Annotated in this window: 21 protein-coding genes and 2 pseudogenes; 9 read left to right on the top strand and 14 right to left on the bottom strand. The window is 49.8% G+C overall.

What is annotated here, in order from left to right:
* The 4 genes and pseudogenes from J7K79_RS01765 to J7K79_RS01750 form a co-directional block, all read right to left on the bottom strand.
* Nucleotides 1-839 (bottom strand): annotated as a pseudogene (locus J7K79_RS01765) (NAD(P)/FAD-dependent oxidoreductase); the annotation flags it as partial.
* Between the two features lie 5 nt (nt 840-844).
* Nucleotides 845-2,485: a CehA/McbA family metallohydrolase gene (locus J7K79_RS01760; RefSeq protein WP_296904494.1), complete on the bottom strand. Its 1,641-nt coding sequence runs from the start codon at nt 2,483-2,485 to the stop codon at nt 845-847.
* Nucleotides 2,486-2,498: 13 nt separating this feature from the next.
* Nucleotides 2,499-4,607 carry an ABC transporter permease subunit gene (locus J7K79_RS01755; protein WP_296904491.1) on the bottom strand — a complete coding sequence of 703 codons (2,109 nt, stop codon included), beginning with the start codon at nt 4,605-4,607 and terminating at the stop codon, nt 2,499-2,501.
* A gap of 9 nt (nt 4,608-4,616) precedes the next feature.
* Nucleotides 4,617-5,879 carry a carbohydrate ABC transporter permease gene (locus J7K79_RS01750; protein ID WP_296904488.1) on the bottom strand — a complete coding sequence of 421 codons (1,263 nt, stop codon included), beginning with the start codon at nt 5,877-5,879 and terminating at the stop codon, nt 4,617-4,619.
* Nucleotides 5,880-5,976: 97 nt separating this feature from the next.
* On the opposite strand from J7K79_RS01750, the gene J7K79_RS01745 reads away from it, so the two are divergent.
* The 5 genes from J7K79_RS01745 (at nt 5,977) to J7K79_RS01725 (ending at nt 10,851) form a co-directional block, all read left to right on the top strand.
* On the top strand, nt 5,977-7,236 hold the full coding sequence (locus tag J7K79_RS01745) for an ABC transporter substrate-binding protein (RefSeq protein ID WP_296904486.1): 1,260 nt from the start codon (nt 5,977-5,979) through the stop codon (nt 7,234-7,236).
* A gap of 123 nt (nt 7,237-7,359) precedes the next feature.
* A complete protein-coding gene (locus J7K79_RS01740) occupies nt 7,360-8,676 on the top strand; it encodes an NCS2 family permease (RefSeq protein WP_296904483.1) in 1,317 nt (438 codons plus the stop codon).
* Between the two features lie 38 nt (nt 8,677-8,714).
* Nucleotides 8,715-9,455, top strand: coding sequence for a basic amino acid ABC transporter substrate-binding protein (locus J7K79_RS01735; protein ID WP_296904479.1), 741 nt, complete (start codon nt 8,715-8,717; stop codon nt 9,453-9,455).
* A gap of 14 nt (nt 9,456-9,469) precedes the next feature.
* On the top strand, nt 9,470-10,120 hold the full coding sequence (locus tag J7K79_RS01730) for an amino acid ABC transporter permease (protein WP_296904477.1): 651 nt from the start codon (nt 9,470-9,472) through the stop codon (nt 10,118-10,120).
* A complete protein-coding gene (locus tag J7K79_RS01725; RefSeq protein ID WP_296904475.1) occupies nt 10,117-10,851 on the top strand; it encodes an amino acid ABC transporter ATP-binding protein in 735 nt (244 codons plus the stop codon). The genes J7K79_RS01730 and J7K79_RS01725 overlap by 4 nt, the downstream gene beginning before the upstream one ends.
* On the opposite strand, the gene J7K79_RS01720 is transcribed toward J7K79_RS01725, so the two are convergent.
* The 8 genes and pseudogenes from J7K79_RS01720 to tnpA form a co-directional block, all read right to left on the bottom strand.
* The gene (locus J7K79_RS01720; protein ID WP_296904473.1) at nt 10,796-12,469 is read right to left on the bottom strand and encodes a penicillin-binding transpeptidase domain-containing protein; all 1,674 of its coding nucleotides are present in this window, start codon (nt 12,467-12,469) and stop codon (nt 10,796-10,798) included. The two genes, J7K79_RS01725 and J7K79_RS01720, sit on opposite strands and share 56 nt — an antisense overlap.
* Nucleotides 12,466-12,804, bottom strand: a complete 339-nt coding sequence (locus J7K79_RS01715; protein WP_296904471.1) for a hypothetical protein — start codon at nt 12,802-12,804, stop codon at nt 12,466-12,468. The genes J7K79_RS01720 and J7K79_RS01715 overlap by 4 nt, the downstream gene beginning before the upstream one ends.
* Complete coding sequence (locus tag J7K79_RS01710; protein WP_296904469.1) at nt 12,801-13,424, bottom strand: hypothetical protein; 624 nt, start codon at nt 13,422-13,424, stop codon at nt 12,801-12,803. Before J7K79_RS01710 ends, J7K79_RS01715 begins: the two co-directional genes overlap by 4 nt.
* The gene (locus tag J7K79_RS01705) at nt 13,424-14,434 is read right to left on the bottom strand and encodes a rod shape-determining protein (RefSeq protein WP_296904467.1); all 1,011 of its coding nucleotides are present in this window, start codon (nt 14,432-14,434) and stop codon (nt 13,424-13,426) included. The genes J7K79_RS01710 and J7K79_RS01705 overlap by 1 nt, the downstream gene beginning before the upstream one ends.
* A gap of 182 nt (nt 14,435-14,616) precedes the next feature.
* Nucleotides 14,617-14,901: a zinc ribbon domain-containing protein gene (locus J7K79_RS01700; RefSeq protein WP_296904465.1), complete on the bottom strand. Its 285-nt coding sequence runs from the start codon at nt 14,899-14,901 to the stop codon at nt 14,617-14,619.
* Nucleotides 14,902-14,976: 75 nt separating this feature from the next.
* Nucleotides 14,977-15,093, bottom strand: a pseudogene (locus J7K79_RS09435) (hypothetical protein); the annotation flags it as partial.
* On the bottom strand, nt 15,056-15,460 hold the full coding sequence (locus J7K79_RS01695; protein ID WP_296904463.1) for a hypothetical protein: 405 nt from the start codon (nt 15,458-15,460) through the stop codon (nt 15,056-15,058). The gene J7K79_RS01695 and the pseudogene J7K79_RS09435, both read right to left, overlap by 38 nt.
* A 28-nt stretch (nt 15,461-15,488) precedes the next feature.
* Nucleotides 15,489-15,761: an IS200/IS605 family transposase gene (gene tnpA, locus J7K79_RS09430; RefSeq protein ID WP_366932574.1), complete on the bottom strand. Its 273-nt coding sequence runs from the start codon at nt 15,759-15,761 to the stop codon at nt 15,489-15,491.
* Between the two features lie 117 nt (nt 15,762-15,878).
* On the opposite strand from tnpA, the gene J7K79_RS01690 reads away from it, so the two are divergent.
* Genes J7K79_RS01690 through J7K79_RS01675 form a run of 4 tightly spaced genes read left to right on the top strand, consistent with a single transcriptional unit; the run spans nt 15,879 to nt 20,154 of the window.
* On the top strand, nt 15,879-17,534 hold the full coding sequence (locus tag J7K79_RS01690; protein ID WP_296904461.1) for a putative manganese-dependent inorganic diphosphatase: 1,656 nt from the start codon (nt 15,879-15,881) through the stop codon (nt 17,532-17,534).
* 4 nt (nt 17,535-17,538) lie between these two features.
* Nucleotides 17,539-18,438 carry a DMT family transporter gene (locus J7K79_RS01685; RefSeq protein WP_296904459.1) on the top strand — a complete coding sequence of 300 codons (900 nt, stop codon included), beginning with the start codon at nt 17,539-17,541 and terminating at the stop codon, nt 18,436-18,438.
* Nucleotides 18,368-19,450 (top strand): Gfo/Idh/MocA family oxidoreductase, encoded by a 1,083-nt coding sequence (locus tag J7K79_RS01680; RefSeq protein ID WP_296904457.1) that lies wholly within the window; start codon nt 18,368-18,370, stop codon nt 19,448-19,450. Before J7K79_RS01685 ends, J7K79_RS01680 begins: the two co-directional genes overlap by 71 nt.
* Nucleotides 19,447-20,154, top strand: coding sequence for a rhomboid family intramembrane serine protease (locus tag J7K79_RS01675; protein WP_296904497.1), 708 nt, complete (start codon nt 19,447-19,449; stop codon nt 20,152-20,154). Before J7K79_RS01680 ends, J7K79_RS01675 begins: the two co-directional genes overlap by 4 nt.
* On the opposite strand, the gene J7K79_RS01670 is transcribed toward J7K79_RS01675, so the two are convergent.
* Entirely contained in the window at nt 20,141-21,445 is a 1,305-nt protein-coding gene (locus J7K79_RS01670; protein WP_296904455.1) for a nucleotide sugar dehydrogenase, read from the bottom strand. The two genes, J7K79_RS01675 and J7K79_RS01670, sit on opposite strands and share 14 nt — an antisense overlap.
* Nucleotides 21,439-21,967 (bottom strand): radical SAM protein (locus J7K79_RS01665; protein WP_366932573.1); only part of this gene is annotated, 529 nt, incomplete at its 5' end. The genes J7K79_RS01670 and J7K79_RS01665, both read right to left, overlap by 7 nt.

Genomic DNA, 21,967 nt, shown 5'->3' with positions numbered 1-21,967 from the left:
GAGTATCCGTTCACCGTGGTGAAGTCCTCGTATTTCTCCAGTGTCACCCTTCCAGCCGGATTCTGACAGAAAATTCTGCAAATGTAACCAGTCTTCGTTCTGTACCGGATCTTCACCTCGTACATGTCAGAGAAGGGATCCATCACGTGGTTTGGAAGTTCGTACCTGATCCCGATGTCGACGAACTGGTTAGGTTTTACAAGCTGAGGGTATTTCTCCCTGAGGCGTTCCATGAGTCTGTGACCGCTTCTTCCAACGGCGATCACGAGTTCATCGAATTCGAAATCTCCCTTGTTGGTGTGTACCCTGTGGGGTGGACCGAAGTCCACGTCTTCCACGGTCACTCCAAAGAGAAACTCGATGTTTTCGTATGAAGAAAAGTACCTGTATATGTTCTTGTTTGTCTCTTTGAGAATGTCCGTTCCCAGGTGGAAGAAGTATGACTTTACCGGCTCAAAGCCGTGGTGGTAGAAGCGTTTGTAGACCTCCTCGCTCGCAAAAGACTCTCCGAACTCGATCTTCTTTCCGTCTTTTTCGAAAGATCTCAGGTAGTTTATGAGACCCTCTCTTCTGTCGGTGGTGGGGGTGTAACCCGAAAACTTCAGGTAGAACTCCACCGTCTTCGCCTGGATCTCAAGTGGAATGTAGATCTCCCCTCCCATGCCGTGGGAGATGAAGATCTTTCCGTCCATCCTCACACCGGAGATGGTGTTGTGGGTATGGTCCTTTCCCCTCTCAAAGACGGTGATTCTGTATCCACTTATCCTTCCACTCTCTATGAGACCGTGGATGAATCCGATCGCACTCGCGCCAAACCCGATGACCCCGAGTTTCTTCAACCGTATCACTCCCCGAGCAGTTTCTCTCTCAACTCCTCGATCGTGACGACTTCACCTTTTATCTGCTCCAGGTAGGTCTTCCTGTACTCCTCGTCATCACCCGGGACGATGTATATCTTACCCTTGAAGTTTTTGATGGTCTCCAGTTCTTTCCGGGAGAGTTTCTTCGCGAAATTCAACCCACCCTTCTTCGGTGTTGAAATGATGAGGATGTCAACACCTGACAGGTCCTTCAGCATCACCTTCGGATACTTCACTTTGTATCCCGTCTTTTCAAGCTCTTCTGCGAGAACTTTGAGTTCTTCCAGGTGGTCGTTCTCGTGGAGGGTGTCTATCATGATCACACCCTTGAGCTTTTCTTCAACGAAGAAACTCACCGATTGAACGGTCTTCCCATTGACGAGAAAGAATACCCGGTGGTATCCCTCTTTCAGTGCTCCGGTGGGAACAACGAATCTCTTCACCTGGTACGGAGAAAACTCCTGGGAGACCTCCCTGAGTGTTTCATCGTCCAGAAGTATGGAGAGTGTAACTCTCTTTTTCTCGCCCGTTACGTTGTAAATCTCGAAGTAAATCTTCGCGACCTCACCATCGTGGATCTCTTCTGGAGATACTCTCACGCTGTTCACGTAAACAGAAGATGGAATCTGAAACCAGATCGGGGAAGTGACGATCTTGTCACCATCCATTTGCCTCATGTAGACGAAGTACCACTCGTACCCATCTGGAGGTGTGACGGAGAGATTCAAGTTCAACCTTTCCGTAGCTGGCCAGAGTTCCAGGACGGTACCGCTCTGGGAGACGACGGCAAGGTAGAGGAGTTTTTCTGTGTCTTCGTACTCCAGACTCAGCGTCTTTCTGGAAAGTTCGTCCACGAAAACGACATCTCCCATCAGGTGATTTCCACTCTTCAGAAGGACTCGAACGTTTTTATCTTCACTTCCGAAGGTGTGCCTCTTCCAGAGAGCGTCCATGATGGAGTCGTACGTCAGTGCGTCCGCAATTATGCCCGTTCTTACGTCGTTTGCACTTCCCCAGTTCGGTTTGTGGTTGTCCTGTCCAGCAGTGGCCCCAAGGTGCCATCCCCTGTTGAGCGCAAGGATGTAGTTTCTGTACATCTCGGGGTTTATCACATCACCCAGGGCCCAGTTCCCGTTTCCCACCTCGATCAGGTTCACGTACTTATCCGCCTCGGGAAAGTACCTGAACGAATCGAAGGTCCCGAACTTGCTTATGGGGTGGTTGAACTGGGCAAGTTTCCTGTGTTCAACGAGCCACCTGTAGAAACCCTCCAGAGTTCCTTCTCTGTTTCTGTCGATCCATTCCAGGGATTCGTACACGTTTATGTGCCCAACGCCCGCTGTCCACTCGAATCCCTGAAGGGCGATGAATTCTCCGTTTTTTGTGTGTCTCTCTGCAGCAAGCTTTGTCAGGTAAGGTTTTGTTTTGCCGTTTATCTTCTGAGCAAAATAATAAGCGTGGTCCGTTATCGCCAGAACGTCAAGGTACTTTTTCGCGTACTCGTAGGCCTCGTCTGGTGTTCCCGAACCGTCGGAAAAGGACGTATGCGAATGCAAGTTTCCATAGTATATCTCCCCGAAGACCACACAGGAAAAAATCAGAAGCAGAATGATCAGCTTTTTCATTCTATCGCCTCCTTCATTTCAGTCCAGTTCTTGCGATTCCCTGGATGAAGTACTTCTGGGTGAATATGAACAGGATCACCACGGGGAGAATCGAGAACGTGGCCGCTGCCATGAGGAGATTGTATTGCGTTCCCACATCGGAACTGAACGCCTGAAGTCCCACGGGGAGCGTCCTGTACTCCTCACTGTTCGTCACGATCAAAACCCACAGGAAAGCGTTCCAGCTTCCAACGAACTTGAGGAGGGCAGAGGTTATGACAGCGGGTCTGCTGAGTGGCACAACTATTTGCCAGAGGAACCTCCAGTGAGAGCACCCATCTATCTTCGCTGCGTCGAAAAGCTCTCCTGGAATGGTCAAAAAGTGCTGTCTCAAAAGGAATATGGCGAAGACACTGACGATCCACGGAACGATCAGGGCGTAGTAGGTGTCTATCCAGCCGAGTTTCGATATCGTGATGAAGTTGGGAACAAGTAACACTTCACCTGGAATCATCATCGTGGCAAGAAAAAGTCCAAATATGAAATCCCTTCCCGGAAAGACCATCCACGAGAAGGCGTACGCGGCAAGGGACGCAGTGAACACCTCGAGCAAGGTCGTTGCAGAGGCAACGAAGAAGGTGTTGAAGTAGTACCTCGGAAACGGAGCGGCGTTCCACGCATCGACGTAGTTCTGGAAGATGTTCGCCAGCACTTCGAGGAAGGAGAACCTGAGCCTCACGGAATTCATGGGCTCGTCATTCAAAAAGACAGCAGGAACACCTTCAAGGAGGATTTCTATGACCTCGCCGTCTTTCACCCGGACCTCCTTCACAAAACCTGGAGCATCCACGATCTTCCATGAACTCATGGCATCTTCGTACGCCTTTCTGAGAAGGGCAACGCTTCTGAGATAACATGCGACCGCGTCGAGCACTTCTCCGCTCAGATCAAGCTGGGAAAGCTTTGACTTCAAAATTCTGTAGGTGGTGCTTTCAGGAAGAGTGGTGTCCAGTTTCTTCAGCATTGTGGAGAAGTCTTCTTCTTCGATGCCGTTTTCCTGAGCCAGGCTGATCAGAGAGGAGATGACAGGCTTCAACGTGGCTATGGTGAGAAGATCAACGTGGTACTTTTCTGAGATCTCTTTTTCTTTCAACGACACGTAGCTTTCCACGAGGTTCTTTTTCGATTCCCTCAAGAGCTTCTCGACGATTTCTCTGTCTGGGAAGCCTTCTATCTTCTTCAAAAAGAGCTCTTCTCTTTCTTTTTCGCTCATCACTCTTGCAACGATGTTCTTCTCAACTGTGAGGTTCTGAATGCTCTGGAAGAACCCGTTGACCTCGAGGTAGTAGGAGATGTTTCTTTTCACTTCTTCGAGGGGAAGGACCACCCTCTTTTCGTACACGGAAACGAGGGGATTGTTTCCGGTGTACACGAGGTTCACACCCTTCAGTATTGTATAAAGAGCCCTTATCTCATCATCGGAAAGGATGAGCGTGCTTCCCGCCTTCATCTTCTCTACATTCTCTCGGAGTACGGAAAGTTCTTCTTTTTTGGCCTCGAGAAACGAACGGAATCTTTCCTTCTCCACGCTGTCTTTTATCCTCAGGTTTATGAACCTTTCGATCTGGGAGATCGTTTTCAGCGAGCTTTCTATCGAACCCAGAACTTTGTTTATCAACTTCGCCCTCTGAAAGTACGGATCTGCCCCACTCCTGTAGTGAATGAAGAACTGCTCGAAGAACTCCTCCGGCGTGCTCCAGGAAAACTCAACGGGAGACTTTGAGGCAAGCTCTCTGACTTTCTCAACATCCACTTTCGTTGTGTATCTTGCTCCTTTCAGAGGTATCGTCATCGTTCCTCTGTAGAACGGGTCATCGTTCACCGTAAGGGTCAGGAGGTTTTCCTTTCCCACCCTCAGTGCATAGGCCTCTCTCAGGCTGACACCCCTGGATACCTTCTGAACACCCGGTTTCAAGATCACCTTCACGTCACGGGAAAAAGAGAAGTTCTTCGTGTAGAACTTCGGGGGCCACTGCTGGACCTCAGAGGGTGCCTTGAAGGAAGTGAGCACCATCCAGACGAAAGGTCCCAGCATGATAACGGCACCGAATATGAGAAGAAGGTAGATGACCAGCTTCTTCACGCTACCACCTCACGACACGTACTCGACCGCTTTCCTTCCAACTCTGTACTGGATGAAGGTGAAGATGAGGATGATGGCAAAGAGAATGTACGCGGCCGCTGAAGCGATTCCCATCCTCTGCTGTCTGTAGAACAGATCGAACACGTAGTACACGAGCGTCATTCCGCTGTTGTTGTAGGGGCCGGGAAGTCCATCGTAGAGGATGTAGACTTCCGCGAAAACTTTGAAGGCACCTATGAGAGAAACGATGAGCAAGAAGAACGTCGTTGGGGACAGAAGGGGCCAGGTGATGTAAAAGAACTTCTGGAAGGAACTCGCACCATCGACCTCCGCCGCCTCGTAGTAGGACCTGTCTATGTTTTGAAGTCCTGCGAGGAATATCACGGCGTCGTACCCCACGGTCTTCCAGACGGAAACGATGGCGATCGTGGGGATCGTCCACCTCTCGTCCTTCAACCAGGAGATGGGATCTATGTGGAACAGGGAAAGTATGTAGTTCAGAAGGCCGAACTCGTCGTTGAATATCCACTTCCAGACAAGGGATATGGCAACAACGGATGTGACGAACGGTATGAAGTAAGCGGTTCTGAAGAAGACCCTGAGTCTGACGTTGCTGTTCAGAAGGAGGGCTATCATGAGAGACAGAAAGATCTGTGAAGGAACGCTGAGTATCACGTAGTAGAGTGTGTTGGTCAGTGCCTTGAGGAAGAGATTCTTGTCTTTTGCGTCAAGCAGAAAGTTCACCATTCCCGGAAGAGAGGAACGAAGTTCCACGAAGGTGAAAACCACCAGGAACAGAATGAACCACAACCAGGTGTTCCTCATCTCCACCCGCTTGAAATCGTATATCAACCACGACCAGGCGATGGAGGCAACAAGGAAGGAAAGCAGGGGATTCTCCACGTTGAACAGGTTCAGCGCAACGTAGCCGAGCACCACAGCTGCGTTCGAAAGAATCCCGGAGAGCGATCTCTTTCTGAACAGATGGATCATCAAAAGCACGATTGCGCCTGCAACGGCAAGGTGGAAGAAGGTGTTCAGGACGGTGAAGACGAAGGAATACCTGGGGGGATAATCAAAACGAAAGATTTCAATGTAGTTGTCGAGTCCTGTGAAATAGGGATTCTTCATGTTCCTGAAGTCCCACTTGAAAAAACTCAAAACGAAGGAAAAGCCAACAGGCCAGAAGACGAACATACCAAGGACCACGAGTGAAGGAAGCAGGAAAAGATACGCCAGAACCGCCTCTTTCAGCCTCTTCGATGGTCTCATGTCCAGCCCTCTCTTTCTCGTGGTTTCTTCACATTACAGATTATAACCTATGCGGTATAATTCACTGTGGTGAAAGCTCAAGAAAGGAGGGATCTCTGTGAAGAAGGTTCTTGTTCTTCTGATGGTAGTTCTGAGTGTTCTGGCCCTCTCTAAGGTGAAGGTCACGTTCTGGCATGCCATGGGTGGTGGACACGGCAAGACCCTTCAGGAGATAGTGAACACTTTCAACGAACTCCATCCCGACATCGAAGTAGAAGCAGTCTACGTTGGAAACTACGGTGCCCTTTCCCAGAAGCTCCTCGCAGCCGCACAGGCAGGAGAGCTTCCCACCATTGCCCAGGCTTACTCCAACTGGACGGCAAAACTCATACAGAGCGGAGTTGTGCAGCCCCTGAACGAGTTCGTGAACGATCCAAAGATAGGGCTTACGAAAGAAGAATGGGAAGACATCTTTGAGCCTTTGAGGAAGAACTGTATGTGGGGGGACACCATATACGCTGTTCCGTTCAACAAAAGTCTCTACGTACTCTACTACAACGCGGACGCCTTTGCGATGTACGGTGTGGACGTTCCCAAGACGATCGATGAACTCTACGAGGCGGCGCGCACCATGACAGAAGATTTCGACGGAGACGGAAAGATAGATCAATACGGTTTTGGCTTCAGAACCACCGTTGACTTCTTCCAGATACTCCTCCTTCTGCGTGGTGGATCCATCCTGAAACAGGTGGATGGAAAGTGGGTCTCCAACATCGACAGTCAGGAAACAAGGGATGTTCTCGCCTTCGTGAAGAAGATGGTTGACGATGGGATCGCTTATTACCAGGGAGGATATCTGGATGGGATCTTTGGACAGCAGAAGATCATGATGTACATAAGCACGATAGCGGGAAGACCCTATGTCGAGAAGTCCACGAAGGGTAAGTTCACGTGGAGCTGGGCACCCGTTCCCACCTGGACGACAAACAAAGTCCCGTTCGCTGGAACAGACATCATCATGTTCAAAACGGCAAGCGAAGAAGAGAAAAGAGCAGCCTGGGAGTTCATGAAGTACCTCATCTCCCCTGAGGTAACCGCCTACTGGGCGATTAACACAGGTTACATTCCTGTGAGGAGGAGCGCTCTTGAGACGTCCATCTGGAAAGAAGCGGCAAAGTCCGATCCTTTGCTGGAGATACCCCTTTCCCAGATCGACAACGCCGTGTTCGATCCGCAGATCGGTGTCTGGTACGAGATCAGGACGGTCGTTGGAAACATGTTCTCCGATTTCATAAACGGAAAGGTCGATATGGAAACAGCGATAAAGACAGCGGATCAGAAGATAAAAGAGTACCTCAAGGAGGAGTTCGGGGAGTGAGCGGGAGGGTGTTCCTCCCGCTTCTCTTTTGTTTAAAGGACTTTTAAAGAAAACATGAGAAAATCAGAACGAAACAGGGGATCCATCGATCCCTTTAAATTTTTTATACCGGAGGTGAGCCGTGTGTTCCATCTAAAAGAAAACGGAACGAACGTGAAAACTGAGATCTTCGCGGGCATCGCAACCTTTCTCACCATGGCTTACATCGTCTTCGTGAACCCCTCCATCCTCGTGCAGGCAGTTGGAGTGGATGCGGGAAGTCCTCTGTATCAGCAGTTCTTCGGGGCCTTCATGGTCGCGACGATCCTGGGATCCGCCACAGCAACTCTGGTGATGGCTCTCTTCGCTAATTATCCGTTTGCGCTCGCTCCCGGTATGGGACTGAACGCGTACTTCACCTACACCGTGTGTCTTGGAATGGGGATCGACTGGAGGGTAGCGCTCGCAGCGGTCTTCGTTGAAGGGTTTATCTTCATCGGTTTGACACTCGTTGGATTCAGAAGGTTCGTGGCCAGCATCATACCTGACTCTATAAAGGTCGCCATTTCCGCAGGGATCGGGTTCTTCATCGCCTTCATAGGATTGAGGAGCGCCGGAATCGTCGTATCGAACCCCGCCACTTCCGTTTCTCTGGGAGATCTCACGAACCCCGGTGTACTCGTGACGGTCGTGGGGCTTATGGTGATCGTGACGCTTTACCACAGAAAAATTCCGGGGGCCGTGATGATCGGGATACTCGTCGCAACACTTGTGGGTGCCATTCCCGGGATAGGTGTTACGAAGTATCAGGGGATCGTTGGACCTGTTCCGGACATTTCCCCTACATTCATGAAGCTCGATTTTTCTGGTTTTCTGAGCCTTGATTTCTGGATCGTGGTTCTCACATTTTTCTTCGTTGACTTCTTCGACACGCTCGGCACCATCACAGGACTCGCTCAGAGTGCCGGTTTCATGAAGAACGGAGAACTTCCAAGGGCGAACAGGGCCTTTCTCTCGGATGCCATAGGAACGTCTGTAGGTGCTCTCTTCGGTACGTCAACGGTGACCACCTACATAGAGAGCGGTGCGGGGATAGCAGAAGGTGGAAGAACGGGACTCACCGCCCTCGTGGTTGCCCTCTGTATGCTCGCCATGCTCTTCTTCGCACCCCTCGCCCAGACGGTCCCCAGCTACGCTACAGCCCCCGCTCTGATCTTCGTTGGAGCCCTCATGATAGGAAACCTCGGAAAGGTGAAATGGAACGACATAACAGAGGCACTTCCTGCCTTCATCACGGTCATAACAATGCCACTCACGTACTCCATAGCAAACGGTATTGCACTCGGAATCATTTCTTATGCGCTTGTGAAGCTCTTCTCTGGAAAATCGAAAGAAGTGCACTGGTTCACGTGGATTCTGGCTCTCGCTTTTGCACTGTGGCTTCTCTTCATAAAGCATTGATATGCAAAGAGGTGGTATAATAACTCAGGGGTGATAGAATGAGAAAACTGGTCGCTGTATTACTTCTTGCAATCTCAGTAGTGATCCTTGCGGGAGCCATCGATGAAATCAAAAACAGAGGATATCTGCTCGTTGGGCTCTCCGCGGACTTTCCTCCTTTCGAGTTCGTGGACGCAAGTGGAAATATCGTGGGTTTCGATGTGGATCTTGCAAGAGAAATAGCAAGAAGGCTTGGAGTCAAGCTGAAGATCATCGACATGACTTTCGACGGACTCATACCCAGTCTTTTGACGAAGAAGATCGATGTGATCATCTCCGGTATGACGATCACCGATGAGAGAAGAAAAGTTGTGGCCTTCTCCGATCCGTACTTCGACGCGGGACAGGTCATCGTGGTGAGGAAAGACGGTGACTTCCGACCGAAGACTTACGAGGATCTCGTGGGAAAGACCGTGGCGGTTCAGATAGGCACCACGGGGGACATAGAGGTTTCGAAATACAAGGGAATCAACGTCGTCAGGTTTGACAAGTTCACCGACGCCTTTCTGGAACTGAAGAGAGGAAGGGCAGACGCTGTGGTGCTGGATTCTGCCACCGCGAAGGCCTTCGTTGCGAAAAATCCCGACCTCGTCATCTCGAGCGACGTACTCTCTAGCGAACAGTACGGTATAGCCGTGAGGAAGGAAGACACCGATCTTCTCGAGTTCATCAACAACGTACTGCGGGAACTGAAAAAGAGTCCCTACGATGTTCTGATAGAGAAATGGTTCTCAGAATGATGGAGGAGTGAAGGATGCCAGAGTGGTTGAAGGTAGTTGTAGACAATCTGCCTCTTCTCCTGAAGGGTGCCCTTCGCACCCTTCAGCTTACTTCACTGGCAGTTTTGATCGGACTCGCCATAGGCGTCTTCGTTGGTATGGGAAGACTCTCGAAGTACCGGATCATAAGGTATCCGTCCTCCGTTTACGTAGAGTTCATCAGGGGAACCCCTTTGATGGTCCAGCTCTTTCTCGTGTACTTCGGGCTTCCTGAACTTGGCTTTGAATTCGACAGGTTCACGGCCGCTGTTGTCGCACTCGGTATAAACAGTGGAGCGTACGTTGCTGAGATAGTCAGAGCAGGAATACAGTCTGTTCCGAAGGGACAGTATGAAGCGGCAAGGTCTCTTGGGATGTCACACTTCCAGGCGATGGCTCACGTGATACTTCCACAGGCGTTCAGGCACATTCTTCCAGCACTCGGAAACGAGTTCATCGCCCTCGCAAAAGACAGCTCGCTCGCGATGGTGATAGGAACGGTTGAGCTCATGAGGAGCGCACAGTACATCGTCAGCAGAACCTTCATGAGCTTTCCCATATATGGTGGAGTGGCTCTGATTTACTTTGCCATCACTTTCTCCGTCTCCAGACTGATGAAATTCGTGGAAGGCAGGTTGAAGATATGAAAGGAACGGTTCTGAAGATCGAAGGACTCCACAAGTTTTTCGGAAAACTCCATGTGCTCAGGGGAATCGATCTCGAGGTGAAAAAGGGTGAAGTGATATCGATAATAGGGCCAAGCGGCAGCGGAAAGAGTACTCTCCTTCGCTGTATAAACTTGCTCGAGGAATATCAGGAGGGGAAAATCTATTTCAAGGGAGAACTCATAACTCACAAGAACATAAACCAGATAAGAAGCTCCATCGGGATGGTCTTCCAGCAGTTCAACCTCTTTCCACACCTTTCCGTTCTGGACAACCTCATACTGGCACCAACAAAGGTGAAGAACATGCCGAAAGAAGAAGCCATCGAGAAGGCAAAAAAACTTCTGGAGAGAGTGGGGCTCATCGACAAGATAAACGAAAAGCCGGGAAATCTCTCCGGCGGTCAGCAGCAGAGAGTGGCGATAGCAAGAGCCCTCATGATGAATCCTGAGCTTATGCTCTTCGATGAACCAACGTCCGCACTGGATCCGGAACTCGTGAAGGAGGTGCTGGACGTCATAAAGGATCTTGCGCAGACGGGCATGACCATGCTGATCGTGACACACGAAATGAAGTTCGCACGAGATGTCTCCGATCATGTCATCTTCATGGATGAAGGGAAGATCGTCGAGAGTGGGCCTCCGGAGAAGATCTTCTCTAGTCCTGAGAGCGAGAGGACGCGGGAATTTCTTGGACACTTTCTTTCAGTTTGAAGTACTCTAACAGAACCTTCTTTGCGATCTGGGCGGCTGCACCAGAACCGTAACCACCGTGTTCCACCATCACAACGATCGCAACTTCAGGGTCCTCAGCGGGTGCAAAGCCCACAAACCATGAATGAGGAGCCCCTATTGCAGTCTCTGCCGTCCCCGTCTTTCCGGCCACCCTGTATGGAAAGCTCCTGAACACGTGATACGCCGTTCCAGGGTCTTCTTTATTGCTCCCTTTGAAAGATGTTACGTCGACCATGGCGTTCTTGAGGAAAGTCCAGATTTTCTGGTCAATCTGAACCTGTGTTTCGATCTCCGGTTTCACTGCCTTTGATCCGATCTTTTTGACCACGTGTGGCCTGTAGAACACACCCCTGTTCGCCACGAGCGAGACGAGTTTCAAAAGCTCTATGGGGGTAACCTCAAGGTATCCCTGGCCGATGGACATCAGAATGGTGTCACCGGGATACCAAGGTTCTCCGATCCTGGCAGTCTTCCACTCAGGCGATGGAAGAAGGCCCTCCTTTTCTCCGGGAAGATCTATTCCGGTCTTCCCGAAAATGCCAAGTTTTTTTGCGGTCTCCACCATTTTGTCAGCACCGAGTTTCAATCCCAGCTGGTAGAAGTAGATGTTGCAGGAAACCCTGATCGCCTTTCTGAGGTCCGTTGGACCGTGCCCTTCTTTTTTCCAGTCCCTGTACCTTGCAACTACTTCTCCTTTGCTGTTTCTGTATTCGAACACCCCGTGACAGTTGATCTTCTCCTCTGGATCGATGCCGTTCAGAAGAGCTGCCATGGCCCAGAGGATTTTGATGGCAGAACCGGGATTGTAAACAGAAGAGATCGCCCTGTTGATGAGTGGTGAAGGAGACTCTCTCGAGAACCTTTCCCATTCTCTCTTCGTGAAACCTTCATAGAAATCCTGGGGATTGTACCCGGGAAAGGAGGCAAGAACAAGGATTTCTCCTGTTTTCACGCTGGAGAGGATCACAGAGCCCGGCTTTCCGATCTCTCTCAAAGACTCCTCTGCCATCTCCTGTATCCTGGAATCGATGGTTAAAGTTACGTCTTCTCCAGGTTTTGGGGGACTTCTCATCACTTCTGAGATGACTTTTCCGGAGGGTTCTATGAACACCATCTTCACTCCCTCAGTTCCCGTCAAGAATTCGTTGTAGACGCGTTCAACACCGTACATACCCTTTCTGTCCACATTCACGTATCCCACAACGTGAGGAGCTATGCGGGTGTATCTTCTTCTGTAATCCATAGTGATGCGTGCTCCTTTTTTTGAAAGCACGTCTGCCCGTGCTTTGTCGAGAACAATCTTCTCACCCCTGATGAGTCGGAGGATCTCCTCTGGTGTGAGAAGACCTGTTTTTTTCAGCTCGTCGATGTTGTTCAACCATGGATCGAGAACGTAGATCTCTTCATCTCTGGCGAGTACCTTCCCGTCACTGGAGAGAATCTTTCCCCTCGGGGCGGGTATTTTCACAATCCTCGTCTGGAGAAGGTCCAGGTATCTTCTGTGCTCCTCGTGCTCGAGGATCTGAACCTGAAAGGCCTTTATGATGATCAAGATGAACGAAAGTGCCATGAAAAGCAGGATCAACCTGTTTTTCACCGTCGTCTCACCCACATCAGAAGGAATATTCCAAAGAGTGCCGACAAAACAAAAGGAACAGGACCAGAAGGAATACATCCCATCACGATCAACGCGGAAGCAGGTAGAAACATCGAGGAAAAATGACCTCTCAGTGCGTCGAGCACTAAGAACGCAAGAAGGATGAGTACGTACCAGTAGCTGGGTATGGCGAAGAACCTAACTAAAAGGACAAGAAAGAAAAGAGCGATTTTCCTTCTGTAAAAAACCAGCCCGAGAAAGGCGGGAAAAAACATCAAAACGTCTTTGAAGACAAAATCCCAAAGAATGCTCAAAAGGGCAAGAACGTAGATCATTCTACCACCCCAACGACAACCACTCTGTCAGGAAGATCTCTTTCTGCGTTCAGAAGAAAATACCCTCCATCGTACCCTGCCACGGTTCCAACGAAGAGGAAATCTTTCAAGGCCATGTTCCACTCTTCATTCTCCAGAAACACCTTCCATCCCGTCACGTTCATGTCCTCAAGGATGGAGACCTTTGGAACAGCCCCACCCTTCAACACTCCCACAACGGAACCGGACGTGCTTTCCACCCGCACCCTTTCAACAAAGTTCTCGGAAAACACGGTTTCCACTTTCGAGAGGGGTCCCTTTTCCGCAACAATCCCGAGGAATCTCTTTTTGAAGGGATCGAGTACGAGGGAGCCTTCCTGCACCTCTCCGAGAATGTAGAAGTATCCCTCTCCCCTTCCTGTGACAAAAAAAAGATTTCCCACGCTCTTTGAACCCACGTAGATGTCTCCCGGGTAGATTTTGTTTTCCAGTTTCAGAACGACACCCTCGACTGAGGCTCTCAGTTTCAGGAAGGGGTACGCTGCTTTATAGAACAGAGGATGAAGTTTGTCAGAGACATTGAACGTTTCGTTCAGAAAAAAGACGGTTAAAAACAAAAGAAAAACGATCGCTTTTTTCATCATCCAGCACCCTGGAGTTTCTTCAGGATGTTCACCCTCTCGAGCACCATTCCCGCTCCCTTCGCCACGGCCGTGAGGGGTTCTTCGGCCCTGATCACGCTGATACCCGTTTCCTTTTGAAGAAGCGTGTCCAGACCTCTCAGGAGGGATCCACCCCCGGTGAGGAATATCCCCCGCTCCATGATATCGGAAACAAGTTCAGGAGGAGTCTTTTCCAATGTCGTCCTCACACTCTCTACGATCGTGATCACGACACTTTTCAAGGCCTCTCTCACTTCACTACCCTTCAAGGTGAGCTTTCTTGGAAGGCCCGTGGACAGGTCTATACCAGAAACAGTCGTTTCGAGCTCGTCGTTCTCCTTGGAAGGGTAGACGTTCCCTATTTCGATCTTCACTCGTTCCGCTGTTCTCTCACCAATCGCCACCCGGTAGGTCTCCCGGACGTACTGCATGATGGCTTCGTCCATCTCGTCACCTGCTATACGCACCGACTCCCAGGTGACAATACTACCGAGAGATATGACAGCAACCTCCGTCGTGCCACCACCGATGTCCACCACCATGTTTCCAGAGGGTTCTTCAACGTTAAGATTGGAGCCTATCGCTGCCGCCATGGGCTCTTCTATCAGGAAGACTTTGCTCGCTCCAGCTTCCAGCCCAGCGTCTAGAATGGCCCTTCTTTCCACATCGGTGATGCCTATGGGAACTCCTATCACCACACGCGGTTTGAAGAGGTTGAATCCGTCCTTTGCCCTGTTTATGAAGTACTTCAGCATCACGAGAGCCACAGTGTAGTCGGCTATCACACCGTCTTTCATGGGTCTTATGGCCTTTATCGATGCAGGGGTTTTTCCGATCATCCTCTTTGCTTCGATACCGACTTTCAGAATCTCCCCCGTGTTGGAGTCTATAGCGATCACGGATGGCTCGTTCACCACGATTCCCTTTCCTTTGAGAAAGACGAGCGTATTTGCCGTTCCAAGATCGATTCCTATGTCCTTTCTTAGCACTTTCTTCCCCCTCTCAACAGCTTCTCGCTGTGACCTCCTCCCGCCCCTAAAGGGGGTGGGCTTCCTCCTTCATCGATGGAAGCTTACGCGGATATAGGGACTACTCCCCAAAATCCGCGCAGCGGCCTCCATCTCCAGAGGCGTGAGTTCGGGCCGGTCCAGCCCTACGGCCTGATCAGGGCTCAGGCCAAGCCCTTTTCTGAGGATACGAGTGCAGCATTAACATCTCTGTCGCATTTCCAGCCGCAGTTGCACTCAATTACCCTGTCCGACAGGGAAAGTTCGTGTCTTTTTCCACAGGCAAAACACTCTCCGGTGGTCTCAGTCCTCTTCACGGCGATAGACGTCTCAAGGCTGATCTTCAACCTTGATTTCAATCCGCCTATCCCGGAAGAGTGGACCTGCTTACTAAAGAGTGCTTCCCATCCTTTCACGTTGTCGTCCTGGAACACTACTGTTCGATACATCTTGAGAAATGCAAGGACCTTGTTCTGAGCGTCTTTGCGTCTGTTGCTCAGCTTTTTGTATTCCCTTCTCAGAAGGCGCAGGATCTTCTCTCTGTTTCTGGAGCTTTTTTGTGCTCTGGCAAGCTTCCTATGAAGCCGCTTCAGCCTTGACGTTTCATGGATTTCGAAGTCTATCTTGATGCCGTTTGACAGCGTCAGTTTTGAACTGACACCAAAGTCTATCCCGATATCTTTGCCAGCTGAGTTTAAGGTTGTCTTTGATCCGATCGGCTATCTCCTGCTTTATCTGGGAGCCGAGGACGGTCAGCTCTCTTGTCTCAAAACTATCTCCCACTTTGATCTCAACGACGCTTACCCTGTTAGCAGGAATTTCCAGCCGCTCTGCGCCCGACACCAGCCAGTTGTACAACCACTTGGCTTCCAGAAATGCTTTCCTGAGCACCTCAGATTTCCTTTTGGAAAGGTTCTGGAGTTTCAACTCGTACACAACGGGTTTTTGGGCTTGTCGACGTTTTCTTACCTCTTGAAGAGTATTTTTTATCTGTTCCGCCTTGGTCATACCAGTTACTTCCCTTTCTGGTCCTCTCTCAGTACCTTGGAGGTGTAGTCCTTAAATTGCTGGACATGAAATGGAGGCTGTTTCTGGGATCGGTTTTCACGAAAAGATACACATGATCCGGCATGACCTCCATCCGGGCAATTTCTACTTCTATCTCCTTAGCTTTCTGAAGCAACAACTCTTTCAGCTGCTCAGCTACTTCACCTATCAGTACTTTGCACCGGTGCTTAGGGCACCAGATAAGATGATAGCCGATGTTGTATACCGTTGTGGCCGATCGTTTCCATCGTTTGCCGTTCATGGTTTTATTATACTACAAATACAGGACGCCCGCCTTTCCTCCTCCCCTAAAAGGATGGGCTTTCCCGATGGGAGATCGTAAAGGATTATACCATCTGATAGAATTTCTAGTACGGAGGTGAAGACGTTGGAGAAAGTGTACGTGGTGGGACACAGAAACCCAGATACGGACAGCGTATGTTCTGCCATAGGGTACGCTTACTACAAGAAAGAAGTCGAGAAAGAAAGGAATTTTGTTCCTGCAAGATGTGGTGAGCTGACGAACGAAGCATCGTTTGTCCTCAACTATTTCAAGATGAAGCCTCCAATCCTTCTTGAAACGCTGGAGCCCACTGTTGAAGACCTCGAGTTGAAAGAACCGACCTTCGCCTCTCCGGACACGTCCGTTTACGATGTCGCCATGCTGATGGAAGGAAAGGGAATAAAAAACGTTCCCGTGGTGTCCAGGGGAAGGATGATAGGAGTGGTGACAGAAAGTAATCTCGCACGTGTCTACGTGAGAAGACTGAAGATAGAACCTCTCATCATACATCCCGTTCCCCTCGATCAGCTGGTCAGGGTCCTGAGGGCAGAGGTTGTGTGTGACTATCTCAAAGAAAGGACCGTCTCCGGCAAAGTTCACATCGCCGTTGACGCACTCCACGTGCTTCTTGGGAAGATCGAAATAGGTGATGTGGTCATAGTTGGGGACAACGAACCGTCCCAGATAGCACTCCTGGAAAAGGGAGCAAGGCTCATGATAATCGTGAACAACGCACCCGTGTCCAGCCGGGTTCTCGAGATAGCGAAGGAAAAAGGAGCGGCTGTTCTGCGGGTGAGCTTCGATGCTTTCGGTGCGGCAAAACTCATAAACCTGGCACTCCCCGTGACACTCGTGATGAGCAGAAAATTTCCAACGGTGACGAAAAGAGATACTCTCGAAGACGTGAAAAACATCGTCTTCACTTCCAAACTGAGGGCTGCATTCGTGGAGGACGAGAAAGGAAAGCTCCTTGGTGTGATAACAAGAACAGACCTGATGAAGGGCGTGAGGAAGAAAGTCATCCTGGTGGATCATAACGAAATAACACAGGCGCCGGAGGGAGTGGAAAAGGCGGAGATCCTTGAGATCATCGACCATCACAGGCTCGGTGGTCTGAGCACCCTGAACCCTGTTTTCTTCTACAACGAACCCGTGGGTAGCACTTCCACGATCGTCACAGAGTTTCTCCTGAAGGACAACGTGAAGATAGAAAGAGAAATCGCCGGTATTCTTCTTGCCGGAATCATCTCCGATACTCTCTTCTTCAAGCTTTCCACGACAACGGAAAAGGACAGGGCGATGGCAAGCTTCCTCGCCAGGATCACAAAGCTCGATCTGGAAAAGTTCGCAAGAAGAGTGCTGAAGGAAGGAATGAGAATACCAGAGAACGTCGATCCTCTTGAACTGTTGAAGAGAGACGTGAAGGTGTACGAAATGGGTGAAGAGTCCTTTGCAGTTTCACAGATCATGACCTCAGATTTTTCCACCCTGCTGAAAGAAAAAGAAAAGCTCACCAGCGCCCTGAAAAATCTCAAGGGAGAACTCGGTGTGACTCACTGTTTTGTCCTCTTCACCAATCCGATAGAAGAGGCAAGCCTCGTGCTGGTGGAGGGAGACCAGAAGATCCAGAAGATAGTGGAGAAGGCCTTCGACGCGGAAAAGAAAGACGAGCTTTTCCTTTTGAGGGGAGTCATGTCCAGGAAGAAAGATTTCGTTCCAAGGATCGGAGAGGCTCTGAGAAGGGAGAGATGAACGCTTGGAAAGATTTCTTGCGTGGCTTGTGATAGTGTTCTGGGGTATCTCTTTTCTTGCGACGAAAGTGGTTGTACAGAGCCTGAACCCATTCCTTGCAGGCTTTTTGAGGTTCCTGCTTGCTTTTCTCTTTCTGGGCCTGGTGTCTGGAAGAAGGCCAAAGTTGTTCAACAGAGATGTCTTTCTGGCGGGCTTCTGGGGAGTCTTCGGATACTTTGCCTTCGAAAACTCCGCACTTATGTTCACAGAACCCACCAACGCTGCGATCATCGTCTCGTCCGCTCCGATCTTTTTTCTTCTCTTCTCGCACGTCGTTCAGAAGAAGAGAACCACAGTGGGTATGTATCTCGGTGTGTCGCTCTCTTTTCTCGGTGTTGTCCTCGTCATATTGAACGGTCGGTTCGTTCTCAAACTGAATCCACTCGGGGACCTTCTTGCTTTCGGGGCCGCCCTGTCCTGGGTGTTCTACACGTATCACGTGGAAAGGTTAAAAAACCTGTCTTTTCCCGAGAACGCCGGAATAATGTTCTGGGGAATGGTTCTTTTTCTTCCCTTTTCTGCTGGAAAGTCCCACCAGCTGCCGGACATGAACTCTCTTGTGATCGTGTCCTTACTCTACCTTGGACTTTTGTGTTCTGGACTTGCATACTTTCTCTGGAACAGGACGATCGAAAGACTTGGAAGCAGGAGAGCAACGAACATGATATACTACATACCAGTCGTCACGGCCGTGGTTGAGCACACCGTGAAGATGAAACTTCCATCTGCTCTTTTGATCGGAGGAGTTGTGCTCGTGGTTCTGGGACTCTCCATCTTCGAAAAGGAGGTAGAGCATGAAGCTAAGAGTAGCACTGATAGGATGCGGAAGAATTGCCCAGAAGAAGCACGTTCCTGCTCTGATTGAGACAAGAGACGTTTTTGAAACTGTATCCGTCTGCGACCTCCTGGAGGAAAAAGCCCACCTTGCCGCAGACCAGTTCGAAAGAGCGGGCGTAAAAAGGCCCGAAGTGACAACGAATTACGAAGAAATCCTCAGGAGAGAGGATGTGGACGTGGTCTCTATCGCGACAGAGAGCGGCAAGCACTATCAAATAACGATGGAAGCACTGGAGAATGGAAAACACGTTCTTGTGGAAAAGCCCATGGCACTTTCAACGCGGCACATGGACGAAATGATAGAACTATCAAAGAGGAAGAACCTGAAACTCGGGGTGTTCTTCCAGAACAGGTTCAATCCACCCGTGCAGGAGGTCAGAAAAAAGCTGGATTCAGGGGCTTTCGGGAAGGTGTTCTACGTTTCTGTGGCGGTGAGGTGGAACAGGAATGAAGCGTACTACAAACAGGCAAGCTGGAGAGGTACCTGGGAGATGGATGGAGGAGTGCTGATGAACCAGTCCACCCACGTCATAGATCTTCTCCAGTGGTTCCTCGGGGGAGAGATCGAGGAAATATACGGACACATAGCGAACATGAATCATCCTTACATAGAAGCAGAGGACACCGGTTTTGCCATCGTGAAGTTCAAAGGGGGAAAGACAGGCCTGATAGAGGCAACGAGCAATGTGTTTCCAAGGAATCTCGAGGAGACACTCGCTATCTTTGGAGAGAAAGGAACCGTCGTCGTTGGAGGACTTGCCGTCAACAGGATCCTCACCTGGAGATTCGAAGGAGAAGAGTCCCATCCGTTCATGAATCTGCCAGATCCAGACACAGTGTACGGAGACAGCCACAAGTACGTGTACAGGGATTTCTATGAAGCAGTTCTTAACGACAGGAAACCCTACATCTCGGGAGAAGATGGAAAGAAAGCAGTCGAGATCGTCCTCGGGATATACAAGTCCTTTCTGGAGGGAAGACCCGTGAAGTATCCGTTCAACTTTTCAACGGAGGAAATGAAGGGAGTAAGATGGCGATGAGAAAAAGGGCTGTTTATTTCATCCTGCTGTTCAATGCGTTTATATTTGTGATGATGAGTCTTTCTGGGATTTTCTCCACAAGAGAGCCTGTTCTGCAGATGCTCCTTTTCCTCAGGTACGGTGCCCAGTATGGTCCCAGAGTCGACGCGGGAGACTGGTTCAGGTTGATCACGGCCCTTTTCGTTCACGGGGGGATCCTGCACATTCTCTTCAACTCCTACGCTCTGTACTATTTCGGGTTGATAGTGGAGGATATATATGGAACAGAAAAGTTCCTCTTCAGTTACTTCTTCACAGGAGTGATTGGAAACATTGCAACACACATCTTCTACCACGACACCATTTCCGTTGGCGCAAGTGGTGCCATATTTGGTCTCATTGGAGTACTCTTTGCAGCGGGTCTCAGGAAGGACACACCCTTTTTCATGAGGCCGGTGACCGGAGCATCCCTTCTTCCCATCATCCTGATAAACGTGGTGTACGGTTTTCTCCCTGGAACGAACATCAACAACGCGGCACATCTTGGTGGATTCCTGACTGGAATGCTCCTTGGATACACAATGAAGCCCTTCTCATGGAAGAGAAGGGCTCTCTGGAAAGCCATCGCCATTCTCACGGTTCTTCTTGTGGCTCTTTCGTACGCTTTTTTGATCAAACAGATTCCTGAAATCGACGAAGCGATCAGACGGTTCAGAGCAGGATGATCTTTTCTCTGTGTTCTTTCACGTCTTTCGTGATGTTTTTGGTGTCAAAGACAACGGGTGCGTGTCTCACAACGAAGTTGTAATCCACACCGTTTCTGTGAGCGGTCGTTATCACAACGATGTCTACGCTCTTCAGGTACTCTTCTGTGAGATCGACCCGCTTATGGATGGTTCCTTCCCTTTTCACCTCAGGAACGTAGGGATCGAAGAACTCAACGATCGCCTTCTTCCTCTCGAGATGATACCACACTTTGAGGGCAGGCGACTCTCTTACGTCGTCTATATCGCCCTTGTATGCAACACCAAGCAGAAGAACTTTTGAGCCGTTCAGAGGTTTTCTTCTCTCGTTCAGTATGTCCTGGACTCTCATCACCACGTATTCAGGCATGAAGTCGTTTATTTCTCCCGCCATCTCGACAAGATCGAGTCTCACATCGTACTCTTTCGCTTTGTAAGCAAGGTAGAAAGGATCTATCGGAATGCAGTGGCCACCCGCTCCAGGGCCTGGATAGAAAGGCATGAAACCGAAGGGCTTAGTGGCAGCAGCGTCTATCACTTCCCAGATGTCTATTCCCATCTTTCTTGCGAGGATCGTCACCTCGTTTATGAGAGAGATGTTCACGAGCCTGAAGGTGTTTTCAAGGATTTTCGACATCTCTGCCACCTTTGGGGAAGAGACAGTGTGTACTGGTGCTTCGAGGACACTCTCGTAGAGTATGCGTGCAAGTTCGGTACACTTTTCCGTAACACCTCCCACTACTTTCGGTGTGTTCTTCGTTTTGTAGATCTTGTTTCCAGGATCCACTCTTTCGGGACTGAACGCCAGGTAGAAGTCCTCTCCGACTTTCAACCCCGTTGATTCCAGGATGGGAAGAACGACCTCCTCTGTGGTGCCAGGGTACGTGGTACTCTCGAGAACAACAAGCATTTCCCTGTGAAGGTACCTGGCGATCTCTTTGGCGGTGTTTATCACGTAGGTCAAATCAGGCTCTTTGTATTTGCCAAGGGGGGTGGGGACACAGATCGTGGCAACATCACAGTTTTTCAGTTCAGAAAAATCTGTGGTGGCCCTTATCATACCCTTTTCAACGAGATCCTTGAGCTCCTCGTCCACCACGTCCCCTATGTAGTTTATTCCCGCGTTCACCATGTCAACTCTCTTCTTCTGGATATCAAATCCGATCACTCTGTATCCCGCTTTCGCCTTTTCTACAGCCAGGGGAAGTCCCACGTATCCAAGGCCGATGACCCCCACCACGGCTGTTCTGTTCACGAGCTTCTCCTTCAACACAATTTCTTCCTCCCCTCGTTGAATATTATCTTCTTGAAACTCTTCTTCTCCTCGAACAATTTCACCCACTCGGCCGCTTCCTCCCTGGAAGCATGGGCTATCGTGTACTGTATCACGGATTCTCTGATGCTCTCAAAATCAACTCTGAAACCCCTGAGAAACTCTTTCAGAAACTTCTCTTTTTTTCTCAAAACACCAACAGGTTCCATCTTTCTCTTCTCAAAATCCGTTCCTGGTTTTGGAATGAGGGGATTGAAACTCATGTGGATCTCCCTGTATCCCATCTGAAGAGCAAGGTCTCCTATCTTTCTGAAAGCCTTGAGGTCCTCCTCTATTTCTTCCTCCAGACCGTATATGAAGTACATCTTTATTCTATCAAAACCGATATTTCTTGCCATTTTCAGGGCAATCTCGATCTGCTCGTCTGTTATGTCTTTCTTCAATATATCTCTGATTCTCTGAGAGCCGGCCTCCGGGGCTATTGTGAAGGACCTCTGACCCGATTCTTTCAACACTTTCAAG

The organism is Thermotoga sp. (assembly GCF_021162145.1).
Lineage (GTDB): Bacteria > Thermotogota > Thermotogae > Thermotogales > Thermotogaceae > Thermotoga.
This window is presented reverse-complemented; position numbering and strand designations above follow the sequence as displayed.

Excerpts from the sequence above, each read along its gene's own strand:
- J7K79_RS01695 (WP_296904463.1), bottom strand. The coding sequence starts at position 15,460 with ATGACCAAGGCGGAACAGATAAAAAATACTCTTCAAGAGGTAAGAAAA.
- J7K79_RS01735 (WP_296904479.1), top strand. The coding sequence starts at position 8,715 with ATGAGAAAACTGGTCGCTGTATTACTTCTTGCAATCTCAGTAGTGATC.
- J7K79_RS01710 (WP_296904469.1), bottom strand. The coding sequence starts at position 13,424 with ATGAAAAAAGCGATCGTTTTTCTTTTGTTTTTAACCGTCTTTTTTCTG.
- J7K79_RS01730 (WP_296904477.1), top strand. The coding sequence starts at position 9,470 with ATGCCAGAGTGGTTGAAGGTAGTTGTAGACAATCTGCCTCTTCTCCTG.
- J7K79_RS01760 (WP_296904494.1), bottom strand. The coding sequence starts at position 2,485 with ATGAAAAAGCTGATCATTCTGCTTCTGATTTTTTCCTGTGTGGTCTTC.
- J7K79_RS01700 (WP_296904465.1), bottom strand. The coding sequence starts at position 14,901 with ATGTATCGAACAGTAGTGTTCCAGGACGACAACGTGAAAGGATGGGAA.
- J7K79_RS01725 (WP_296904475.1), top strand. The coding sequence starts at position 10,117 with ATGAAAGGAACGGTTCTGAAGATCGAAGGACTCCACAAGTTTTTCGGA.
- J7K79_RS01675 (WP_296904497.1), top strand. The coding sequence starts at position 19,447 with ATGAGAAAAAGGGCTGTTTATTTCATCCTGCTGTTCAATGCGTTTATA.
- tnpA (WP_366932574.1), bottom strand. The coding sequence starts at position 15,761 with ATGAACGGCAAACGATGGAAACGATCGGCCACAACGGTATACAACATC.
- J7K79_RS01715 (WP_296904471.1), bottom strand. The coding sequence starts at position 12,804 with ATGATCTACGTTCTTGCCCTTTTGAGCATTCTTTGGGATTTTGTCTTC.
- J7K79_RS01680 (WP_296904457.1), top strand. The coding sequence starts at position 18,368 with ATGAAGCTAAGAGTAGCACTGATAGGATGCGGAAGAATTGCCCAGAAG.
- J7K79_RS01750 (WP_296904488.1), bottom strand. The coding sequence starts at position 5,879 with ATGAGACCATCGAAGAGGCTGAAAGAGGCGGTTCTGGCGTATCTTTTC.